Below are 19365 nucleotides of genomic sequence, written 5' to 3'. Positions count from 1 at the left end.
TTGGGGGCTTACATCGCGCCCGTGGTAGACCCTGGTCTCCGCGCTGCCGGCCGTCGGCGGACTCGGGCGAGACGGGGCGCGGGCAGCGCCAACCCGTCACTGGGAACCAAGCGGGCTCGGAGGCCCAACGCCATTGAACAGCGCCGAGCGGTCGAGATGAAGATCGAACGGTCTCGTGAGGTGCGGCCTCGGTCCCGGCGTCACTTGTGCCTCTCGGGCCGGGCGTCAGTTCGAGCGTTCTCGGTCATGATGGTTGGAGCGACGGATGGGATCCGCGCACAGGAGGGGGATTGGCCTTGCCTGAGTCCCTGGCACGTACCCTCGCGACTTCCGGTGACCTGCATGAAGGTCCCGGGCGCAGCGCGCATCCGCCGATCGCGGATTACGCCTTCCTGTCGGACTGCGAGTCCAACTGCCTGATAGCGCCAAGCGGTGCGGTGGAGTGGATGTGCCTCCCACGACATGACTCGCCCAGTGTGTTCGGGGCGATTCTCGATCGTGCCGCAGGGAGCTTCCGGCTCGGTCCGTACGGCGTACAGGTGCCGGCTGCACGTCGATATCTGCCAGGCAGCCTGATGCTCGAAACGACCTGGAAGTCGCCGACGGGTTGGCTGATCGTCCGTGATGCCCTCCTCACGGGACCGTGGCACAACGTCTCCGAGCGGTCCGTGACTCATCGCCGTACGCCGACCGATTACGACGCCGAACACTGTTTGCTACGGACGGTCAAATGCGTCAGCGGTGCTGTGGATCTTTCGATGGTGTGCGAACCGATGTTCGGATACGGCCGCCTAGAAGCAAGTTGGCGTTACGACGGCCCCGGTTATGGCGAGGCTGTGGCCAGCTGCCCTGACCTGGATCCCGAGGTCACGCTGAAGCTGACTACCGATCTGCGCCTCGGTCTGGAGGGCCGGACTGCGCAGGCACGGACTCGGATGTCGCAGGGTGACACGGCGTTCGTTGCGCTCTCGTGGTCGGTTCTGTCGCCGCCGCGGACCTGGGCGGAAGCCCTCGAGAGGATGGCTCGAACGGCCGAGTACTGGCGGCAATGGATCAATATCGGTGTGTTTCCGGATCACCCGTGGAGCAGCTATCTGGTGCGCAGCGCACTGACCCTGAAAGGACTCACCTTCGCTCCTACCGGGGCACTGCTCGCGGCGGCGACGACATCCTTGCCGGAGACGCCTCGCGGTGAGCGGAATTGGGACTACCGCTACTCGTGGGTCCGTGACTCGACGTTCGCCCTCTGGGGGCTCTACACCATCGGGCTTGATCGCGAGGCGAACGACTTCTTCTCGTTCCTCACCGAGATGTGTGACCTCGATCAGGACATTCAGATCATGTACGGCATCGGCGGCGAACGCGAGCTGCCCGAGCAGACACTCGACCATTTGACGGGCTACGAAGGCGCGAGACCGGTCCGGGTCGGCAATGCCGCCTATCTCCAGGGCCAGCACGACGTGTGGGGAGCCATACTCGACTCGGTGTATCTGCATGCCAGGTCGCGCGACCAAGTGACTGAGAGCTTGTGGCCGTTCCTCAAGCGGCAGGCAGAGGCGGCAGCGAAGCACTGGCGTGAGCCCGACCACGGGATCTGGGAGTCACGCGGTGAGCCGCAGCACTTCACCTCGTCCAAGCTGATGTGCTGGGTGGCGATGGATCGTGGTGCCAAGCTGGCCCGGCTGCACGACGAGCCAGGATTTGCTGATGATTGGCAGGCAGTCGCCGACGAGATCCGCACGGACATCTGCACCAACGGTGTCGACGACAGAGGAGTTTTCGTCCAGCGGTACGGCGCCACCACCCTCGACGCCTCGTTGTTGCTCCTGCCGTTGCTGCGGTTCCTGCCGGCTGACGATCCGCGGGTCCGCGCCACCGTGCGAGCTATCGCCGACGAACTGACGCAGGACGGCCTGGTGCTGCGCTACCGCGTGTCGGAGACCGACGACGGGATGCGCGGTGCGGAGGGGACGTTCACGATCTGCTCGTTCTGGTTGGTGTCGGCGCTCGTCGAGATCGGCGAGCTGGACGAGGCCACCGCGCTCTGCGAGAAGCTTCTGTCCTACGCGAGCCCACTGGGCCTCTACGCCGAGGAGATCGACCCGCTCAGCGGACGCCACCTTGGCAACTTCCCGCAGGCGTTCACCCATCTGGCCATGATCAACGCGATCACGCACATCATCCGCGCAGAGGACGCAGCCGGCACGAACACCTTCGCCCCCGCACACCCGCGACTCTGACCGACAGGTTTGCGACAGGCACTGCGGTCGCCGTACGCGCGAGCCGTCCCGAGTTCGAACAGGCCCCGATCCGAGACTTCGTACCCCTCTTCGTCGAACGAGCAGCCAAACAACGCCTGCGAACCCACGCGTAGTAGCGACCCGCGTACGTCGTGCCAACGGGGTCAGGCTGCGTCTTTCAGTTGTGACCAGCGGGGGTCGTTGTCGGGCCAGTGGTTGACGAGGGCGTCGACGGCGAGTCGGTGGACAGTGGGGTCGAGGATGCCGTGGTCGGTTGCTGCTGTGAGTACCTCGAGGTAGGTGGCGACGGACTCGATCGGGAGGGTTGCGGCGGTCGGCGTCACCGAGGTGGCGACGTCACGCATGTCGACCAGGGTGAAGGCTCCGACGAGGATCGCGCCTTCGCCCTGCAACTCGTCGGCGAACGCCTCGAGTGCGGATCCGGATGACACGGCGTCGTCGACGAGGAGTATCCGTCGGCCGGCGACGGCTGCGCCGCGGACCCGTGGTTCGTGGTCTTCGTGTCCCACGTAGCCGGGCTTGCGGACGAAGGCGAAGGGGATGTCTCCGGCCAGGGCCGATGCGGTGGCGAGCGGGATGCCGCCTGTCTCGGCGCCGACGATGACCTCGGCGCCCATGCGGCGGGCGAAGGTCGCACCGGGTCCGGCGAGATCGTGCAGCAGCCGCGGGTCGCCGTACGCGTTCTCCACGGAGAGTGGGTGCAGCGGGAGGCGGGTCTTCATGTCCCAGTGCGAGATGCCGGGACGGACCAGGCCCGGTACGGTCGCGAGCCGATCGATGAGCTCCGTCCGGGACGACGGTATGGCTGTGAGTCGAGGGTGGTCGGCGAGCCTCACCCGGTGCGCGTTCGCCAAGCTTTTCTGAGTGGTGTTCATACCATCGACAGTGGCCCTTCGCCGGATTCGTCGCGCCCGTGGTGATGCCTGGCGACCGCCCTGGTGCGTTCGGGTCAGGCGGGTTCGGAGACGAAGAGCTCGACGGCGATGTCGTCGGGATCTTTGAGGTTGAGGTGTAGGCCGAACGGACTGGCTTCGATCGCCGAGCAGACGACTCCGGCGGCGATCAGGCTGGAGTGCCAAGCCTCCAGCTCCACCCGCGACGGCACCATGAACGCGACGTGATCCAGGCCGACCCGGCTCGGGTCGAAGCTCTTGTCGTTCGACCCGGGATGGTCCCGCAGCGCGATCATCATCCCGTCGCGCGCCACGATGATCAGGGCGCCGTTGTCGCCGGCGGTCGAGAACACGGTCTCGGTCCCGAGCACCCGGTTGTAGAAGTCGGCACTCTGCTCAGGATCGGTCACGGTCAGCGAGATGTGTGAGAACGCGTCGATTGCAGGCATCGCCACCTCCTGGCCACAGTAAGCAGCACCAGCCTGAAGATCTCAACTACTGGCCAGCAGCCACCTGTTCCCGTCGGGGTCCCGCAAGGAGACGTACGGCGACCCGTCCGGGCATACGGCGACCGTACTCGGCGCTGCGCCGCGGGCTTGCAGATCTGTGAGCGCTGCCTCGAGATCGGTGACGATCAGGATGCCGATCGTCCCACCGGGCTCGGCGGAGGTGAGGCCGGTGCCGATGATGATCGAGCACGACGAGCCTGGCGGGGTCAGCTGGACGAAACGGCTGCCGTCAGGGTCCGTCCGATCGTCATCCAGCCGGAATCCCAGCGCGCGATAGAAGTGTCGGCTCCGGTCTACATCGGACACGGGTACGACGACGGCTTCGAGTTTCTGCTCCACGGTTGACTCCTCTGATGTTCCTGCTTCGAGAGTCGCTCGTGGCGGACATCGTCGCGTCCGTGGAGAACACTGGTTTCACGGATCAGGCGGAGCCAGCGGCGCTCAGACGTCGGTCACAGCCAGGCGGAGGCGACGATCTTGGCTCTGTCGGCGGCCGGGTGCTCGCGGACGCCGTACTGCGCACCGGCGCCGGCCCAGAGGATCAGCTGCCCTGTGTAGTCGGGATAGAGCTCGATCATGTGGTTGAAGTAGTCGAGAGCGGTGGTCTCAGCCTTCAGGGCGGCTTCGGCGTCGCCGAGGTACCGGCGGGTGACGGCGATCTGGCGGACGGCGTCGTCGTCGCCGAGCCTCTTGAGGTGTCCGGCAACGATTGTGTGCGGTGCGAGTGCCTCGACGTTGTCGATCGCGGCTCGCCACGGTGTGAGACCGTCGGGTCCCAGGGCGTCGCCGACGTACTGGTGGGCTCCGTTGTAGATGACGTCCCCGGCGACAACCAGGCCGAGGTCCGGAACGTGCAGGACGCTGGAGTCGTCGGAGTCGCCGTGGCCTACGTCAACGATCCGGAGTTCGTGGCCCTCGAGGGTGAAGCGATTGTCTGGCACCGTCACCGCGGTGACCGGCGACGGCGGGATGTCGTCGTACGCCTTGTCCCACAGGAACGGCCGCGCGGCGACGTTGCCGTGCATCTGCCGGATGACGCCCGCGGACGCGACGATGCGCGCTCCGAACCGGTCGGCGAGGAGCTGTGCCGCGAACCAGTGGTCCCCGTGGCCATGAGTGATGTAGATGTCGGTCAGCTTGCGCCCCTTGCCGACGACCCAGTCACCGAGCTCGCGCGCAGTGGAAGGGTTGAAGCCGGGGTCGCTCAGTACGGCGTTCTCCTGGCCATAGATCAGAGTGCTCGCGATCGGGGAGAACCTCCTCGGCGCCCCATTCGGAAGCTCGCCACGCTGAGCAGGCGCCTCACTGACGAACACCTCATATGCGAGACCCCCGGCCGGCTGTGTGCTGTTCATAATCCTCTCCTACGAGTCGACGGACACCTCCGACGATCCCCTCCAACCCCGACGATCGCCCCCGCGCCCGTCCCTGGTCCGCGATCCGCTCGCACTGGCAATGGACAGACGTGTGGGCGATCCCGCCGGGACTCCAGAAGTGGACGGTGCGAGTCAGGGAAGGTCTGGCTCTTCGAAGGCTCTTTGGAGCGCTTCGGCGGCGGCTGGGTTGGCGGCTCGGCGGGCAAGGTAGATGTCTTGGGTGATGGAGACCTTGGCCTGGCCTAGTTGGTCGGCGATTTGGCGGGCCGTGTGTCCGGCTTCGTCGAGGGCGGTGGCGGTGGCTTTGCGGAGGGCGTGGGAGCGGATCCAGGCGAGTTTGTCGGAGTCGGCTGGCTGGGTGGCGTCGTGGAGCTGGGCCAATAGGGGGTGGTGGTTCTCGAGCCGGATGCTGTAGGTCGTGACGAGGGCGGCGATCTGTTGGTGGTCGACTTTGATGCGGCCGGTTTCGATGAGTTCGATCCTGGTTTGGGGCCAGTTGAGGGTCTCGGCGACTTGCTTGCGGGTGAGGTGGGCTTGGCGGCGGAGGGCTCGGAGGGAGAGGCCTAGGTCGCGGCGGGCGGTGCTGCCGACGGGGGACAGGGCGGTGCGGAGGGAGCGGCGGACGTTGGTGGGGTCGCGGAAACCGCCGATGGTGTCGGTGAAGATTGGGTCGTCGAGGCGGATGCCTGCGGCGTTCCTGGCGCGGAGGACTGCGGCGGCCCACTCAGGTAGGTGGAGGAGACGCTGGCCGGCTCTGGACTTCGTGCGCTTGCGGAGTAGGCCTTCGCCTTTGACGCGGACGATGGTGCTGGTGATCTCGACTGTGCCGGCATCGAGGTCGACCTCGGACCACAGGGCGGCGAGGGATTCGCCGATGCGGACGCCAGTGCCGAGCATGAAGGTGACCAGGTCAGGGAGGTCTGCCTGGACGGCGCGCTCGTCCGCGGCGAGGTGCTGTCGGAGGAGGATGACTTCTTCCGCGGTCAGCGACCGCGGCGGGTTCTTGGCCTGGGTTTCTATGGCGTCGACCTCGCGAACCGGGTTGACCGAGATGGCGCCGTAGCGGACCGCGAGTTTCATCGCGCCGGAGATGACGGCCCGGCATGTCTTGGCTGTAGGCGCGCCGGCCGTGCACTTGATCTGGGAGATGACCGTGTCGAGGCGTGGGGTGTTGGCCTCGCCGATGCGGATTTCGCCGAGGGCGGGGCGGATGTAGTTCTTGATAACGCGTCGATAGGTGTCGAGCGAGGTGGGTGATCGCTTGCCGTCGGCGACCAGGCCCTCGAACCGCTTCTCCCAGAGATCAATGAGGTGGCTGATCTTGTGCATCGCGGTCAGCTCGCCGGTCTGATTGGTCTTAGCGCGGTCCTGGAGCTTCTTGAGGAGAGCGCGCTCGGCCGTCGTCTTGTTCTTGCCGTAGGCGGACACCAGGCGGACATGGCCGTCGTGGTCGCGGAACTTGGCCTGCGACTTGTAGGTGATCGGCTTGCCCTTGTCGTCGGTCTTCGTAACCCAGGTGGAAATTTGTCCCCAGGTCCCGATCGGCAGTGGTGGCCTCGACATTTCAAGCCTCCAACCTGTGTCGTGGTTGGCTGCTCAACGCTGGAGAGGGTGGAGATTCCAGAGGGTTGGTAAGGATGCGAAGCGATGTGATGTGACACACAGTCACGATCGGAGCAAGACCTGAAGGTCGACTGCTAGCAAGAGATGGGACAGAGGATGGCGGATCGCCGCGAGGTGGTTGCTCGGCAAAGGAGTGCGTTTTGAGTGCGCTGACGGCATGAAGAAGCCCAGGACACTCGCGTGACCTGGGCTGTTGTGCGCCGCCAGGGACTCGAACCCCGAACCCGCTGATTAAGAGTCAGCTGCTCTGCCAATTGAGCTAGCGGCGCCTGTGTTGTGTTGTCTTGCGTTCGAACGATGAGGATCGTAGCAGGGGTGGGAGGGAGATGCGAAATCGGTTAAATCAGGGGTGCTGGGACAGCAGCGACATGGCGGCGTTGTGGCCGCCGAGGCCGGAGACGGCGCCGCCGCGGCGGGCGCCGGAACCGCAGATGAGGAGGTTGGCGACGTCGGTCTCGGTGCCCCAGCGGCCGACGTCGGCGTCGTCGGCGGCCCAGGGCCATTGCAGGTCGCCGTGGAAGATGTGACCGCCCGGCATACCGACGGATTCCTCGATGTCGTACGGCGTCTTGGCCTCGATGCAGAGGTTGCCGTCGCCGTCGCGGGCGATGCAGTCCTCGAGCGGTTCGGCGAGGTACGACTCCAGGCCGGCCAGCACGCGCCTAACCGACTCGTCCCGGGCCGCATCGTTGTCGGAGGCAAACAATCGGGCCGGGAAGTGGACGCCGAAGACGGTCAGCGTGTGGTGGCCGGAGGCAACCAGCTCGCGGGACAGGATCGACGGATCGGTCAGGGAATGGCAGTAGACCTCGGACGGCGGCACCCCAGGCAGCTCACCGGCCGAAGCTGACCGGTAAGCCGACTCCAGTTGACTGTAGTCCTCGTCGATGTGGAAGGTCCCGGCGAACGCACGAGTAGGGTCGTCGCCCGACTTCAGCGCCGGCAGCCGGGACAGCAGCAGGTTGATCTTGAGCTGCGACCCCTCGGGCTTGTCGCCGACCAGACGGCCACGCAACGCATCCAGCGTGGTCGGAGCGACGTTGGCCAGCACGTACGAACAGTCGACAGACCGCTCCCCGTCGCCTCCGAGCCAGGTGACCGAGGCGCTGACCCCATCAGCTTCAACCTTGGTCACAGACGCGTTGGTGACCAGCGATGCACCGGCCCGCCGCGCTGCATCCGCCAAGGCGTCCGTCACCGCGCCCATCCCGCCGACCGGCACCCGCCACTCGCCGGTGCCGTTGCCGATGAGGTGGTAGAGGAAGCAGCGATTCTGGATCAGCGACTCGTCGTGCAGGCTCGCGAAGGTGCCGATGACCGAGTCGGTCGCGACCACGCCGCGGACGGTGTCGTCGGCGAAGCGTCGTTCGATGGTCTCGCCGAGGGGGCGGTCGATGACTGCGTCCCAGAGGTCGGCGTCGATACGGGAGCGGAGTGTGGCGGCGGGTTGCAGCGGTTCGAGGAGAGTGGGAGCGAGGGCGGCGGCCAGGGAGCCGACTGCACCGTAGAAGGAAGTCCAAGCGTCGTAGTCCGCGTCGCTCCCGGTCAGCGCCGCAAAAGACTCACGCGTCGCCGCGCCCTCGGGCCGCTCGACCATCAGGCCGAGGTCGCGGCCGGAGCGTCGTACCGGTGTGTACGACGCGACGCCGCGCGACCGTAGTTCCAAGGACAGACCCAGGTCCGCGACGATCTTGTCGGGCAGGAGGCTGACCAGGTACGAGTACCGCGACAGTCGCGCGTCGACACCCGGGAACACCTTCTGGCTGACCGCGGCACCACCCGTGTGACGCTGCTGCTCGAGCACGAGCGTGGAGAGCCCGGCCTGGGCCAGGTACGAGGCGGCGACGAGGCCGTTGTGCCCGCCGCCAACGATCACGACGTCGTAGAAGTCCTTCATCCGACTGGCCAATCAAGCTTGTGGTACGCGGCGTCCCAGAACATCCATTCGTAGCGGCACGTCGTACTGAAGTGCCGATGACAACGCTCCCGCTCCGACGCGCTCACGTCCAGACCGTCGGTCACCGCCAGCACCGATTCGACCACCGCATCGAACTCATCGGAGCCGTAGGTCTCGATCCACTGCCGGTAGAGCGGGTCCGGCGACGACCGCTTCAGCAGTTCGCGGCCGACGTCACGGTAGATCCAGTAGCACGGCAGCACGGCGGCCACGGCCTCGGCGTACGTGCCTGTCGCGCACACCGCGGTCAGATAGGACATGTACGCCGTAGTCGTCGGGCCGGAGCCCGCGGCGTCGACATCGGCCGACGTGAGGCCCAGGGAGCCGAGCAGGGACGCGTGCAACTCGCGCTCGACCGCGATCGCGTTGGCCGCGTGCAGGGCGAACATGCTGACCGCGTCCTCGTCGACCGCGCGGCCGGCGACCAGGGTCAGCGCGCGGGAGTACGAGCGCAGATAGTGACTGTCCTGAACGATGAAGTAGCGGAACGCGTCGTGATCCAGCGTGCCGTCGGTCAGTCCGGTGATGAACGGGTGCCGGACGATCTTGTCGTACACGGGCGCGCCGCCGCGGTCCCACAGCTCGCTGGAAAGCGTCATCCCCAACTCCCTCACCGTCGACTGCGACGACCTTATCCACAACGTGGCACGACAGCACGAGACGAAAGTCACTCGGCGGATCTACCCTGACGCCATGACCATCCAGGGGGAGCGGGCTGACGCGACGGTCGAGATACCGCCCGATACCCCTTTGCTGCGCCGGATCCGGGCCTCGGTGATCGGCGACGACCAGGTCATGCCGGGGCCGTACGGTCCACGCCGGGTCACGTACGCCGACTACACCGCGTCCGGCCGTGCTCTCACCTTCCTCGAGGACTTCATCCGCGACGAGGTCCTGCCGCGGTACGCGAACACGCACACCGAGTCCAGCGGCACCGGTCTGCAGACCACCCGCCTGCGTGAGGACGCCCGCCGGATCATCCTCCAAAGCGTCGGCGGCGACGACGAGACCGCGGTGATCTTCTGCGGATCCGGCGCGACCGGCGCGATCGACAAGCTGATCGGCATCATGGGCCTGCGCATCCCGGCCGAGCTCGACGACACCTACCACTTCACCGACCAGATCCCGCTCGAGCAGCGTCCGGTCGTCTTCATCGGGCCGTACGAGCACCACTCCAACGAGCTGCCGTGGCGCGAGTCGATCGCCGACGTGATCGTGATCAGCCAGGACCAGGACGGCCACATCGACATCGACCAGCTCGAGTCGCGGCTGGTCGAGTACGGCGACCGTCCGCTGAAGATCGGCTCGTTCTCCGCGGCCAGCAACGTCACCGGGATCGTCAGCAACACCCGTCGCGTGTCGGCGCTCCTGCACCGGTACGGCGCTCTGTCGTTCTGGGACTGTGCGGCCGCGGCGCCGTACGTCGAGATCGAGATGTACGGCGGCCGCGCCGAGGACCCGCTGGCCTACAAGGACGCGATCTTCCTGAGTCCGCACAAACTGATCGGAGGTCCGGGGACTCCCGGCGTACTGGTCGCCCGTCGTGAACTGCTCCACAACCGGGTTCCCGACGTACCGGGCGGTGGGACGGTCGCGTACGTGAACCCGCTCGAGCACCGCTACCTCGAGGATCCGGTGCACCGCGAGGAGGGCGGTACGCCGGCGATCATCGGGTCGATCCGGGCCGGGCTGGCGTTCCAGCTCAAGCAGGCGGTCGGGATCGACGTGATCCGCGCGCACGAGGACTGGTATCTGCGGCGCGCGGTCGAGGCGTGGCAGGAGGAGCCGAACATCCAGATCCTCGGCAACCTCGACGCCGAGCGGTTGTCGATCGTGTCGTTCGTGGTGAAGGCGCCGTCCGGGCGGTATCTGCACCACAACTACGTCGTCGCGCTGCTGAACGACCTGTTCGGCATCCAGTCGCGCGGCGGCTGCTCGTGCGCGGGTCCGTACGGGCACACGCTGCTCGGGATCGACCTGGAGCGGTCGCACGAGTTCGCCGAGGAGATCCTGCACGGGTGTGAGGGGATCAAGCCCGGCTGGGTGCGGGTCAACTTCAACTACTTCATCTCGGAGGCCGTTTTCAGGTACGTCGTGGAGGCCGTCAAGTTGCTCGCCCGAGACGGCTGGCGGTTGCTCGGTGACTACCGCTTCGACCCCACGAACGGCCTGTGGCGCCACCACCGCGGTCCGGTCGAGCCCCCGATGCGCCTGTCCCAGGTCGGGTACGACGCCGACGGGACGCTGCGCTATCCACACCACGACCACACCGCCCCCGAGTCAGCCCTCGAGGACTACCTGGCCGAAGCCCGCGAACTCCTCTCCACCTGCCAGGAGAACCCCGACCACGAAGGTCACGTGAACGCGGACTTCGACCACCTCCGCTGGTTCGACCTACCGTCGCGCTGCCTGCTGGACCGGCCGGGAGGTCAGCCGTAGGTAGTAGCCGTCGGCATCGAACAGCCGGAAGTCGCGCAGGCCCCATTCCTGCAGCTGTACGTCGCCCTCCACCGGCCAGCCGGTCGCGCGCACCCGCTCGTACTCCGCGTCGAGATCGTCCACCTCGAGCACGATCTCGGTTCCGTGTGGAACCCGTCGTACCGCCGGATCGATGGGCTCCGTGGTGGCACCGATGCCGATCCGCGCGGTGCCGCGACCCATCCACAGGTAGCGGGATTGCCGGGACAGCTCCTCGAATCCGAGCACGTCCCGATAGAACCGGCCGGCCCGGTCGAGGTCGTGGGTGAAGACCTCGATCCGCAGTGTCATCTCCATGGTCCGGATTCTCAGACCTCAAGTCTCCTTGAGATCAAGTCGGCGGCGGCGATGGCCTGGTTGTTGTCTTTGGCAATCACTTGGAGGCCGACCGGGAGGCCTGAGGTCGGTAGCGGGATGGTGATCGCGGGGTGCTTGGTGAGGTTGGCCAGGCGGGTGTTCTTGAGGAGTTGGGTGCGGACGGTTCGGGAGCCGGCCGGATCGTCGACGGCGTCGATCGGTGGGGCTGTGGTGAGGACGGTAGGGGTGATGACGGCGTCGACCTGGTGGAGGAGGTCGGTCATGGCGGCGGTGATCTCGGCTGCCTTGGCGCGGGCGGCGTCGTACCGGGTGATAGGGACGGCTGCGGCTTCGCGGAGTCGTTCCTGGACGTCGGGTTGGTAGGGGTCGGTGTTGCGGCCGGCGTGGTTCGCGACTGCTTCTGGGCCCTGGAGGTCGGCGGCGGTGTGGAAGCTTTCGGCCCAGTCGGGAAGGCGGACGTCGATTGTCGACAATCGGCTGATCGCGGTCGACCAGGCGGCGCCGACTTCTGGGGTGTAGTCGAGGTACTCCTCGTTGATGACGACGCCAAGTCGTTCAGGTGCGGGTCGCTCGACTTGGGTGCGTCCGGTCAGCGCTGCGATCGCGTACGCTGCGTCGGCGACGGTGTTCGTGAGTACGCCGACGTGGTCGAGGCTCAGCGCGAGCGGGAAGACCCCGTCGATGGGCAAGGTGCCGTACGCCGGCTTGAAGCCGACCACTCCACAGAGTGCGGCCGGGATGCGGACCGAGCCGGCGGTGTCGGTTCCGATCGCCAGCGGGACGATCCCTGCGGCTACAGCTGCTCCGGCGCCGGAACTCGAACCGCCGGTCATCCGGGTCGGGTCGTGCGGGTTGCGGCAGGGGCCGACGCGGTTCGACGTACCTGTGCAGCCGTAGGCGAACTCGTGCGTGTGGCTGAGGCCGATGACGATCGCACCGGCCGCCCGGAGCCGCCCGACCACCTCGGCGTCGCGTTGGCCGATCTCGTCCATCGAGGCCGATCCACAGCGGTACGGCAGGCCCTCGACCTCGATGATCTCCTTCACCAGAACGGGTACGCCGGCAAGCGCGCCTGTCCGGGTGTGGTTCGCCGCAGCCTTACGGGCGCCGTCCGCGTCGAGGTGCACCACCGCGTTCAACTGCTTGGAGTCCTCGGCCCGCTGCAGCGCCTGTTCGACCAGTACGACAGGATCCAGTCGGCCGCTGCGGACGCCCTCAGCGATCTCCGCGAGGCTGCTCATGCGCTCACCCGGTGATCGGCGACGAGCTCTGCCGCCAGCGTGAGTGTTGCGTCGTCCAGCGGTTGCGGGTTCGTCGCGCCGTACGCATCGAGGACTTTTCGCTCGACGGTGTCGACAGTCAGCCCGGGCACCTCAGTCGCGAGCGAACCCACCGACGCCGGGTCGAACGGAAGCTCCAGCTCTCCGTAGACCTCGGACAACAGTGGTCGGAGACGCGCGTCGTCACCCACCACGATCAGCGCGCTGAACAGCCACCCATTTCGTACGACGCGCTGGCCGGTCCCCACCAGTTTCACCACACCGCGCGCGTTGACGCTGTGCGCACCAGGACAGTACTCACCTGGCACGGCCCCAACCCGCGCGTCGATCCCGAGGGTCTGCAGCACGTCGGCGTACCTCACCCCGAACTCCTTGAACCGGGTCTCCATCCCTTCGGGTGCCAGCCGCTCATGTTTGACGTGGTCAACCACTACAGCCTCGGTCGTGTACGCGACGGGTCGCCCACCCACTGCCCGGACCAGCGGCTCGAACCCAGCCGCCCGAGCAGCGCGCACCGCCGCCGCGAACCCTGGAAGCCGCGTATCCCGCCGCCCGAAGACCACCACCGGCGCCGCCGGCCGATACACCCGCAGCGCCTCCATCACCTGTCCGTCCGACACTCGCCGAACCAACGCATGCCCAACCGCCAGCTCCAGGGCCTCATCACCAGCCCCACCAGAAAACACCAACACCCCGCCATCGTGTCATGTGAAACTGGCAGCCATGGCGAGCTGGGACCGCACATGAGGGTGGGGACGCGGGTGATGGGGGTTGATGCCTGCAAGAAGGGGTGGGTGGGGATCTCCAGCGATCGTCGTGGGTACTTCGGGGTGACGATCGCGGCTGTGGTCGCGGCCGCGGAGGTGGACGGGGCTCTGGCGGTGGTGGGTGTCGACATTCCGATTGGGTTGCCGTTGACGGGGGCGCGGCAGGCGGACGTGCTGGCTCGGCGGATGGTTGGGCGGCGGGCGTCGTCGGTGTTCTCGACGCCGGTGCGGGAGGCGCTCCTCGCGGCTACGCATGCTGAGGCGTCGGCGGTGAATCTGCGGGCGACCGGGAAGGGGCTCAGCCAGCAGGCGTATGCGTTGGCGCGGAAGATTCTGGAAGTTGATGCCTGGGCGCCGACGGCCGGGTGTGCGGTGATCGAGGTGCATCCGGAAGTCTGCTTCGCGACGATGGCGGGGCGGCCGTTGGTGCATCCGAAGTCGACCTGGGCCGGCGGGGAGGAGCGCCGACAGCTCCTAGCGAGCGTTGGCATGCAGGTGCCCGCGGATATCGGTCGTGCGGGGGAGTTCGCGGGCGTGGACGATGTGCTCGACGCGGCTGCGGCGGCCTGGACGGCCGGGCGTTATGCGGAGGGCCGTGCGATCGCCTACCCCGAGCCGCCGGAAGTGTTCGGTGACGGGTGGCCGGCCGCCATCTGGGCCTAGCGCGCGCCGACGTTGCGCAGGAGGTTGGCGATCTCGTCGTACCCGCGGTTCTCGGCGTGCTGGAGGGGTGTGACGCCGTCGGCGTCGGCGAGGGACGGGTTCGCGCCGGCGGTGAGCAGGATGGCGACGATTTGCTGCCAGGAGGCGGTGCCCTTGCCGAGGATGATGGCTTCGAGAAGGGCGGTCCAGCCCAGGTTGTTGACGTGGTTGACGTTGATGGGGGTTTGGACGACTCGGCGGACGTAGTCGACGTGGCCGCGTTCGCTGGCGGGGATGACGGAGATGCCGCCGAAGCGGTTGCGCAGGTTGAGGTCGGGGTCGGCCGGTAGCAGCGTTTCCAGCATGGCGACGCTGCCGGTGACACCGGTGACCAGCCAGGCGGAGTCCTGGCGGTCGTCCTGGGCGTCGGGGTCGGCGCCGAGCGCGATTAGGAGTCGGGCCACGTCGACGTGATCGTTCAGGGATGCGAGCAGGAGTGCGGTACGGCGGTGCTCATCACGCGACTCGAGTGGTGCGTCAGCCGCGAGTGCAGCGGCGACACGGTTGGCGTCACCCGCTTCGGCTGCTGCGAGTAAGGCCACGGCGGCCTGGCCGCGAGTTGGCGGCTTGACGCTCAGCACTGCGGCTACCTGACCGCGGGCGGCCTGTGCGGGCGTCGTTCCGTCGCGCTCGGCTGGTAGGTCGCGGTCGGCGCCGGCGGCGATGAGCAGGCGGACTGTGTCGACGTACCGAGGGCTGCCGTCGCCGAGGAGGACTGCCTCGTGCAGGGCCGTCCAGCCGAGGCGGTTGACGTGGTCGACAGTGATCCCGGCGCGGAGCAGTCGGCCGACCACTGCGGCGTGGCCGCGCTCGGCTGCCCGGATGAGCGCCGTACCGCGGTAGCTGTCGAGGCTGCGGACGTCTGCACCGTGCTGCAGGGTCAGCTCGAGCAGGTCGAGGTAGCCCTCGCTCGCGGCGATCAGGAAGGCGCTCTGCACGGTGTCGTCGACCGCGTTGACGTCAGCGCCTGCTTCGATCAGCCGACGGGCCGTGGGTACGTCGTTCTTCCAGGCGGCGGCGATCAGCTGCTGGTCGGTGTGCTGCACGACGGAGGTCCTCGGGGTCGGCGGTGGTGTGGTGGCTGCGGGGGAGCAGGCTGCCGCCACCAGGATGGCGGCAGCCAGGGCAGTCAGTCGCTTCATCCGCGTGGCGGGGTCAGAGCGACGACCTCGTACGGCGGTACGGCGACCTGCTCGTCGAACTTGCTGTCGACGAGTAGCAGCCTGCCCTGCGCGAGCTTCGCGGTAGTGAACACCCGAGTCGGGTCGGTGGCAACAGAGGAGACCAGCGACGCGGTACGACCGTCCTGCGAGAGCCGCAGCGTGCTGAGCACCCTGGAGAAGTTCCGCACCACCCACAGCTGGTTGCCGTCCCGCACCAGCCCATCAGCGTTGACCAGGTCCGCCGTACCCGTGTCGACCGGCGACACCGTGCCGGTCCGCAGGTCGAACCGCCACAGCTTGCCGACGTTGCCCTGGGCCACGACCAGTGCACGCCGGTCCGGCGACAGCACGATGCCGCCGAGGTTGAACCCGGTCTGGGTGGGGATCGTCGCCGTGGCGTCCACCCAGGTCCGCACGGTCCAGCGACCGTGCTGCTCGCTCACCCGGAACACCTGTGGCGCGTTCGAGTTGGTGAAGTACGCCGCCCCGTCCGGGCCGATCACGACGTCGTTGAGGAACGCGTTGGCCACTCCGGTGCGCAGAGCGGCCAGTAGCCGGCCGGACCGGTCGTACACCCACAGGTCGGGTGCGCCCGGGTGGTCGATGCCGTTCGGTCCGCCGGCGATGTACACCCGGCCCAGCGAGTCGACAGTCACGCCGCGCGCGGTCCAACGGCCGTCAGTGCCGTCTCCGCGCAACCACTCCGTCGCAGCAGCGGAGCGGAGCTGTCCGCGGTGGATCTCGCCACCGGTCGTCTCCGACACGTAGAAGCGCTGCGTGGGTGCGTCGTACCCGATGCCCTCGAACTTGGACCCGCCCGTGTCACCGGGCAGCTCGTAGCTGGCGGGCCGAGCGGACGCCGTGGGTACGCCGACGCCGAGCAGGGCGGCGGACAGCGCCAGAGTCGCGGACAAGGAGCGGACGGACATGAGTACCTCGCTTCAGGAGTAGTTGATGGGTCCAGCCTGCTCCTCGGGTGACGCCGGTACGACGGGCAATCGGCGACGATCGGATAGCCGAACGGATGATTCGGTAGCGGGTCTTTCGGGCCTACCATCGGCTCCACATGACCACTTCACGCTCACACCCAACGGCACCGGCCACGGCCCGCCCGACCGCACCAGCCTGGGCGGCCGGGGTTCTTGGCCGTGCGGACGGGCTGGCGACGGCGTTGCACGCGGCGTTCGTCGTACTGGTGGTGGCGTCGGCTGTGCGGTACCTGTCCGGTCACGGGTTCGGGGACCGGGCGCCGTGGGTGTTGGCCGGGGCTGCGGTCCTGCTGGCGACGTACGCGGCGTACCGGGTGCTGCCCGGCCGGGTGTGGCTGGCTCTGCTGGTGGCGGTGTGGTTCGGGCTGGTGCTGCTGGCGCCTTCGTTCGGTTGGTGCGCCGTACCGTTGTCCTTTGTGGCACTGCGAGTGCTGCCGTTCTGGCCGGCCTGTGCGGTGGTGGCTGGCATGGTCGTGACCACTGTGGTCGTGTGGACCCGGATGACTGACCGGCTGGACCCGACGATCGTGCTGGGGCCGGTGTGCGTCGCAGTACTCGCGGTCGGTGCGTACAGAGCCTTGGAGCGGGATGCCCTGGCCCGGCAGGCGCTGCTGGACGACCTGCACGCGGCACAGGGTGATCTGGCCGACGCTCAGCATCAGGCCGGCGTCCTGGCTGAGCGGGCGCGGCTGTCGCGAGAGATCCACGACAGCGTCGCTCAGGGCCTGTCCAGCATCAATCTGCTGTTGCAGGCGGCTGAACGCGAGTGGGAGGACAGGCCGGTTGCTGCCCGCGAGCACGCGGCGCAGGCGGCGGCAACCGCCCGCGACGGCCTGGACGAGGTACGACGGGTAGTCCGCGACCTGGCACCCGCAGACCTGGTGAGTGGTTCCCTACCAGAAGTACTCCGGCAGACCTGTGAGCGCCTGGCTGCCCACAGTGGGGTCGACGTGCAGGTCCAGGTGCACGGTACGCCGGTAGCACTCAGGCCGGAGGTGGAGACTGCCCTGCTGCGTACTGCGCGTGGTGCACTGGCCAACGTGCTCGAACACGCTGCCGCGAGTACTGCCGTAGTCACACTGACCTACCAGCCAGATGCCGTCGTATTGGATGTCCGAGACGACGGCCGCGGTCTAGGCGCCGGCAGCTCTGATCCGGACCGCGGACGTGGCCTGGCGGGCATCCGGGACCGGCTCGAGGCGCTCGGCGGCTCGCTGGTGCTGGAGAGCGAGCCTGGCGAAGGTACGGCGCTTGCAGCCTCGGTACCGCTGGAGGAGTCGTGATCCGGGTGGCGCTGGTCGACGACCACCCGGTGGTGCGCGCCGGGATGCGTGCCCTCGTGGACGGCCAGGACGACCTGACTGTGGTCGGTGAGGCGTCTGACGCGCACAGTGCTGAGCAACTGGTCGCGGCTGTGCGGCCGGACGTCGTACTGATGGATCTGAACCTCGGACACGGGCCAGGTGGAGCTGAGGTCACCGCACGGCTGCGTGCCCTGGCGGAGCCGCCGCAGGTCTTGGTGCTCACGACGTACGACACCGAGGCGGACATCCTGAGTGCGATCGACGCGGGCGCGTCCGGCTATCTACTGAAAGATGCGCCGCCCGAAGACCTGTTCCGCGCCATCCGGGGGACCGCACGCGGTGAGGTGGTCCTGGCGCCGGCAGTCGCCGCGCGCCTGGTGAAGCGCAGCGGCCCACTCCTCACCGACCGCGAGGTCGAGATCCTCGGCCTCCTCGCCACCGGCCAGTCGAACCGCGAACTCGCCAAACGCCTCTTCGTCAGCGAGGCAACAATCAAGTCCCACCTCTCCCACATCTACACCAAACTAGAAGTAGACACCCGAGCCGCCGCCGTAGCCCGAGCCATCGAACAACGCATCATCCGCCCACCCGCGTAGAGCCCTCGAGCCGATCCGCATGGCCGGGGCCGACCTTGATCGAGGTCGGTCATTGCGGTCTCAGTCGGCGGGACGGACCTCGACCATCGGGAGCTCGATGGAAGCGACGGCACGATCGCCCGCAACGGCGTGCTGGGCGGTCGTGACCAGATCTCCAGTCGCGACTTGTCCATCCCCGGAGCGGTCGACATGGCCACGAATGGCGTATCGCCGACCGGCGCGAAGACCGGCAACGATCTCGAACGGCTTTCGGAGATCGTCTCGCGTACGGGCGATCACGTCGATCTCGGACACCGTTGTGGAGGCGCTGTCCAGCAAGCTGACATCCTCCACCGTCAGTCTCACGTGGACCGGGCCCTCGAGTCGTGTGCCGGCGGGCGGTAGCAGCGAACAGACGATCCGCACCCGCCTGGCCTCACCGCTCGAGGACTCGCTCATGATCCAAGGTTGTCACCAGGTGCCCGCCAAGGCCCAGACCAGCGATCCGGATGCGAGTTGGCCACGCCACCAGTTGAGATCGCCGTGATAGTGGAAGACGACCTCGGTCCGCCCGTCTCCGGTGAAGTCGCCCGTCCAGAACGGTCGTCCGTCGTTGATGCCATGACCGAATCCGATCGTGTTCCCCGCCAGTGACCACACCAACTGCCGGCCGCCAGGGTTCGGTGTGGATCCACAGCCGAGTTGCGCCATCGTCGACTGCGCTGCCGTGATCGCTTGCCGATGCGCGGTGATCTGCCTGTTGATCTGCCGGATTTCTGCCAGCTCAACGGGATTCCGCGGGTCCAGCCCGGCCTTCTCGGCGTTGAGATCCCGGATGCTCTGCTGATGCGCTCGCACGGAGTCGCGGAGCTGCGCGCAATCCGTCGGCTCAGGCTGGACGTTCTGGATCGATCCGAGCCACCAGTTGTCGTCGCCGGGGTAGTAGAAGAGGATGTCGGTGGTTCCGCCGCCGGTGAAGTCGCCGGTCCAGAATGGGCGGCCGTCGTTGATTGCGTGACCGAATCCGGCGGTGTTTCCGACGAGTGTCCACACGAGTTGGCCGTTGGTGACTGTTCCGAGCCACCAGTTGTCGTCGCCGGGGTAGTAGAAGAGGATGTCGGTGGTTCCGCCGCCGGTGAAGTCGCCGGTCCAGAATGGGCGGCCGTCGTA

20 protein-coding genes and 1 tRNA gene are annotated in these 19365 nt (G+C 67.5%); 6 read left to right on the top strand and 15 right to left on the bottom strand.

Going from position 1 to position 19365, the window contains the following annotated elements:
• The first annotated feature begins 308 nt into the window (after positions 1–308).
• Both ACGFIF_RS43310 and ACGFIF_RS43305 read left to right on the top strand, forming a co-directional pair.
• Positions 309–2240: a glycoside hydrolase family 15 protein gene (locus tag ACGFIF_RS43310; protein ID WP_393163654.1), complete on the top strand. Its 1932-nt coding sequence runs from the start codon at positions 309–311 to the stop codon at positions 2238–2240.
• Complete coding sequence (locus ACGFIF_RS43305; RefSeq protein ID WP_393163652.1) at positions 2237–2374, top strand: three-helix bundle dimerization domain-containing protein; 138 nt, start codon at positions 2237–2239, stop codon at positions 2372–2374. Before ACGFIF_RS43310 ends, ACGFIF_RS43305 begins: the two co-directional genes overlap by 4 nt.
• Positions 2375–2404: 30 nt before the next feature.
• On the opposite strand, the gene ACGFIF_RS43300 is transcribed toward ACGFIF_RS43305, so the two are convergent.
• The 8 genes from ACGFIF_RS43300 to tenA form a co-directional block, all read right to left on the bottom strand.
• Entirely contained in the window at positions 2405–3136 is a 732-nt protein-coding gene (locus tag ACGFIF_RS43300; protein ID WP_393163586.1) for an orotate phosphoribosyltransferase, read from the bottom strand.
• 74 nt (positions 3137–3210) lie between these two features.
• On the bottom strand, positions 3211–3603 hold the full coding sequence (locus ACGFIF_RS43295) for a VOC family protein (protein ID WP_393163584.1): 393 nt from the start codon (positions 3601–3603) through the stop codon (positions 3211–3213).
• A 42-nt stretch (positions 3604–3645) separates the two neighbouring features.
• Positions 3646–4002 (bottom strand): VOC family protein, encoded by a 357-nt coding sequence (locus ACGFIF_RS43290; RefSeq protein ID WP_393163582.1) that lies wholly within the window; start codon positions 4000–4002, stop codon positions 3646–3648.
• 113 nt (positions 4003–4115) lie between these two features.
• Positions 4116–5018, bottom strand: a complete 903-nt coding sequence (locus ACGFIF_RS43285) for an MBL fold metallo-hydrolase (RefSeq protein ID WP_393163580.1) — start codon at positions 5016–5018, stop codon at positions 4116–4118.
• A gap of 153 nt (positions 5019–5171) precedes the next feature.
• The gene (locus ACGFIF_RS43280; RefSeq protein ID WP_393163578.1) at positions 5172–6602 is read right to left on the bottom strand and encodes a helix-turn-helix domain-containing protein; all 1431 of its coding nucleotides are present in this window, start codon (positions 6600–6602) and stop codon (positions 5172–5174) included.
• 256 nt (positions 6603–6858) lie between these two features.
• Positions 6859–6931 (bottom strand) — tRNA-Lys (locus tag ACGFIF_RS43275).
• A 74-nt stretch (positions 6932–7005) separates the two neighbouring features.
• On the bottom strand, positions 7006–8559 hold the full coding sequence (locus ACGFIF_RS43270; RefSeq protein ID WP_393163576.1) for a phytoene desaturase family protein: 1554 nt from the start codon (positions 8557–8559) through the stop codon (positions 7006–7008).
• Entirely contained in the window at positions 8556–9218 is a 663-nt protein-coding gene (gene tenA / locus ACGFIF_RS43265; protein WP_393163574.1) for a thiaminase II, read from the bottom strand. The genes ACGFIF_RS43270 and tenA overlap by 4 nt, the downstream gene beginning before the upstream one ends.
• A 94-nt stretch (positions 9219–9312) precedes the next feature.
• Here tenA and ACGFIF_RS43260 point away from each other — a divergent pair, with 94 nt between their 5' ends.
• Positions 9313–11058 (top strand): aminotransferase class V-fold PLP-dependent enzyme, encoded by a 1746-nt coding sequence (locus ACGFIF_RS43260; RefSeq protein ID WP_393163572.1) that lies wholly within the window; start codon positions 9313–9315, stop codon positions 11056–11058.
• Here ACGFIF_RS43260 and ACGFIF_RS43255 read toward each other — a convergent pair.
• The 3 genes from ACGFIF_RS43255 to ACGFIF_RS43245 are packed head-to-tail and all read right to left on the bottom strand — an operon-like array spanning position 11014 to position 13387.
• Entirely contained in the window at positions 11014–11394 is a 381-nt protein-coding gene (locus ACGFIF_RS43255) for a VOC family protein (RefSeq protein ID WP_393163570.1), read from the bottom strand. The genes ACGFIF_RS43260 and ACGFIF_RS43255 overlap by 45 nt on opposite strands.
• Positions 11395–11405: 11 nt before the next feature.
• Complete coding sequence (locus ACGFIF_RS43250; RefSeq protein ID WP_393163568.1) at positions 11406–12656, bottom strand: amidase; 1251 nt, start codon at positions 12654–12656, stop codon at positions 11406–11408.
• Positions 12653–13387, bottom strand: a complete 735-nt coding sequence (locus tag ACGFIF_RS43245) for a biotin/lipoate A/B protein ligase family protein (protein ID WP_393163566.1) — start codon at positions 13385–13387, stop codon at positions 12653–12655. The genes ACGFIF_RS43250 and ACGFIF_RS43245 overlap by 4 nt, the downstream gene beginning before the upstream one ends.
• Between ACGFIF_RS43245 and ACGFIF_RS43240 the strand changes: the two genes are divergently transcribed.
• Complete coding sequence (locus tag ACGFIF_RS43240) at positions 13331–14125, top strand: DUF429 domain-containing protein (protein ID WP_393163564.1); 795 nt, start codon at positions 13331–13333, stop codon at positions 14123–14125. The two genes, ACGFIF_RS43245 and ACGFIF_RS43240, sit on opposite strands and share 57 nt — an antisense overlap.
• Here the strand turns inward: ACGFIF_RS43240 and ACGFIF_RS43235 are convergent.
• Positions 14122–15306 carry an ankyrin repeat domain-containing protein gene (locus tag ACGFIF_RS43235; RefSeq protein WP_393163562.1) on the bottom strand — a complete coding sequence of 395 codons (1185 nt, stop codon included), beginning with the start codon at positions 15304–15306 and terminating at the stop codon, positions 14122–14124. The genes ACGFIF_RS43240 and ACGFIF_RS43235 overlap by 4 nt on opposite strands.
• Positions 15303–16256 (bottom strand): SMP-30/gluconolactonase/LRE family protein, encoded by a 954-nt coding sequence (locus tag ACGFIF_RS43230; protein ID WP_393163560.1) that lies wholly within the window; start codon positions 16254–16256, stop codon positions 15303–15305. Before ACGFIF_RS43230 ends, ACGFIF_RS43235 begins: the two co-directional genes overlap by 4 nt.
• 137 nt (positions 16257–16393) lie before the next feature.
• Between ACGFIF_RS43230 and ACGFIF_RS43225 the strand changes: the two genes are divergently transcribed.
• Both ACGFIF_RS43225 and ACGFIF_RS43220 read left to right on the top strand, forming a co-directional pair.
• On the top strand, positions 16394–17599 hold the full coding sequence (locus tag ACGFIF_RS43225; protein ID WP_393163558.1) for a sensor histidine kinase: 1206 nt from the start codon (positions 16394–16396) through the stop codon (positions 17597–17599).
• A complete protein-coding gene (locus tag ACGFIF_RS43220) occupies positions 17596–18216 on the top strand; it encodes a response regulator (RefSeq protein ID WP_393163556.1) in 621 nt (206 codons plus the stop codon). The genes ACGFIF_RS43225 and ACGFIF_RS43220 overlap by 4 nt, the downstream gene beginning before the upstream one ends.
• 60 nt (positions 18217–18276) lie before the next feature.
• Here ACGFIF_RS43220 and ACGFIF_RS43215 read toward each other — a convergent pair whose 3' ends face one another.
• Positions 18277–18654, bottom strand: coding sequence for a hypothetical protein (locus ACGFIF_RS43215; RefSeq protein ID WP_393163554.1), 378 nt, complete (start codon positions 18652–18654; stop codon positions 18277–18279).
• A gap of 12 nt (positions 18655–18666) precedes the next feature.
• The coding region (locus ACGFIF_RS43210; RefSeq protein ID WP_393163552.1) for a hypothetical protein at positions 18667–19365 on the bottom strand (699 nt) is incomplete at its 5' end.

It is taken from the genome of Kribbella sp. NPDC049174 (assembly GCF_043197365.1).
Classification (GTDB): Bacteria; Actinomycetota; Actinomycetes; order Propionibacteriales; family Kribbellaceae; genus Kribbella.
This window is presented reverse-complemented; position numbering and strand designations above follow the sequence as displayed.

Excerpts from the sequence above, each read along its gene's own strand:
- ACGFIF_RS43300 (WP_393163586.1), bottom strand. The coding sequence starts at position 3,136 with ATGAACACCACTCAGAAAAGCTTGGCGAACGCGCACCGGGTGAGGCTC.
- ACGFIF_RS43295 (WP_393163584.1), bottom strand. The coding sequence starts at position 3,603 with ATGCCTGCAATCGACGCGTTCTCACACATCTCGCTGACCGTGACCGAT.
- ACGFIF_RS43285 (WP_393163580.1), bottom strand. The coding sequence starts at position 5,018 with ATGAACAGCACACAGCCGGCCGGGGGTCTCGCATATGAGGTGTTCGTC.
- ACGFIF_RS43280 (WP_393163578.1), bottom strand. The coding sequence starts at position 6,602 with ATGTCGAGGCCACCACTGCCGATCGGGACCTGGGGACAAATTTCCACC.
- ACGFIF_RS43270 (WP_393163576.1), bottom strand. The coding sequence starts at position 8,559 with ATGAAGGACTTCTACGACGTCGTGATCGTTGGCGGCGGGCACAACGGC.
- tenA (WP_393163574.1), bottom strand. The coding sequence starts at position 9,218 with ATGACGCTTTCCAGCGAGCTGTGGGACCGCGGCGGCGCGCCCGTGTAC.
- ACGFIF_RS43260 (WP_393163572.1), top strand. The coding sequence starts at position 9,313 with ATGACCATCCAGGGGGAGCGGGCTGACGCGACGGTCGAGATACCGCCC.
- ACGFIF_RS43255 (WP_393163570.1), bottom strand. The coding sequence starts at position 11,394 with ATGGAGATGACACTGCGGATCGAGGTCTTCACCCACGACCTCGACCGG.
- ACGFIF_RS43250 (WP_393163568.1), bottom strand. The coding sequence starts at position 12,656 with ATGAGCAGCCTCGCGGAGATCGCTGAGGGCGTCCGCAGCGGCCGACTG.
- ACGFIF_RS43240 (WP_393163564.1), top strand. The coding sequence starts at position 13,331 with ATGCCCAACCGCCAGCTCCAGGGCCTCATCACCAGCCCCACCAGAAAA.
- ACGFIF_RS43235 (WP_393163562.1), bottom strand. The coding sequence starts at position 15,306 with ATGAAGCGACTGACTGCCCTGGCTGCCGCCATCCTGGTGGCGGCAGCC.
- ACGFIF_RS43230 (WP_393163560.1), bottom strand. The coding sequence starts at position 16,256 with ATGTCCGTCCGCTCCTTGTCCGCGACTCTGGCGCTGTCCGCCGCCCTG.
- ACGFIF_RS43225 (WP_393163558.1), top strand. The coding sequence starts at position 16,394 with ATGACCACTTCACGCTCACACCCAACGGCACCGGCCACGGCCCGCCCG.
- ACGFIF_RS43215 (WP_393163554.1), bottom strand. The coding sequence starts at position 18,654 with ATGAGCGAGTCCTCGAGCGGTGAGGCCAGGCGGGTGCGGATCGTCTGT.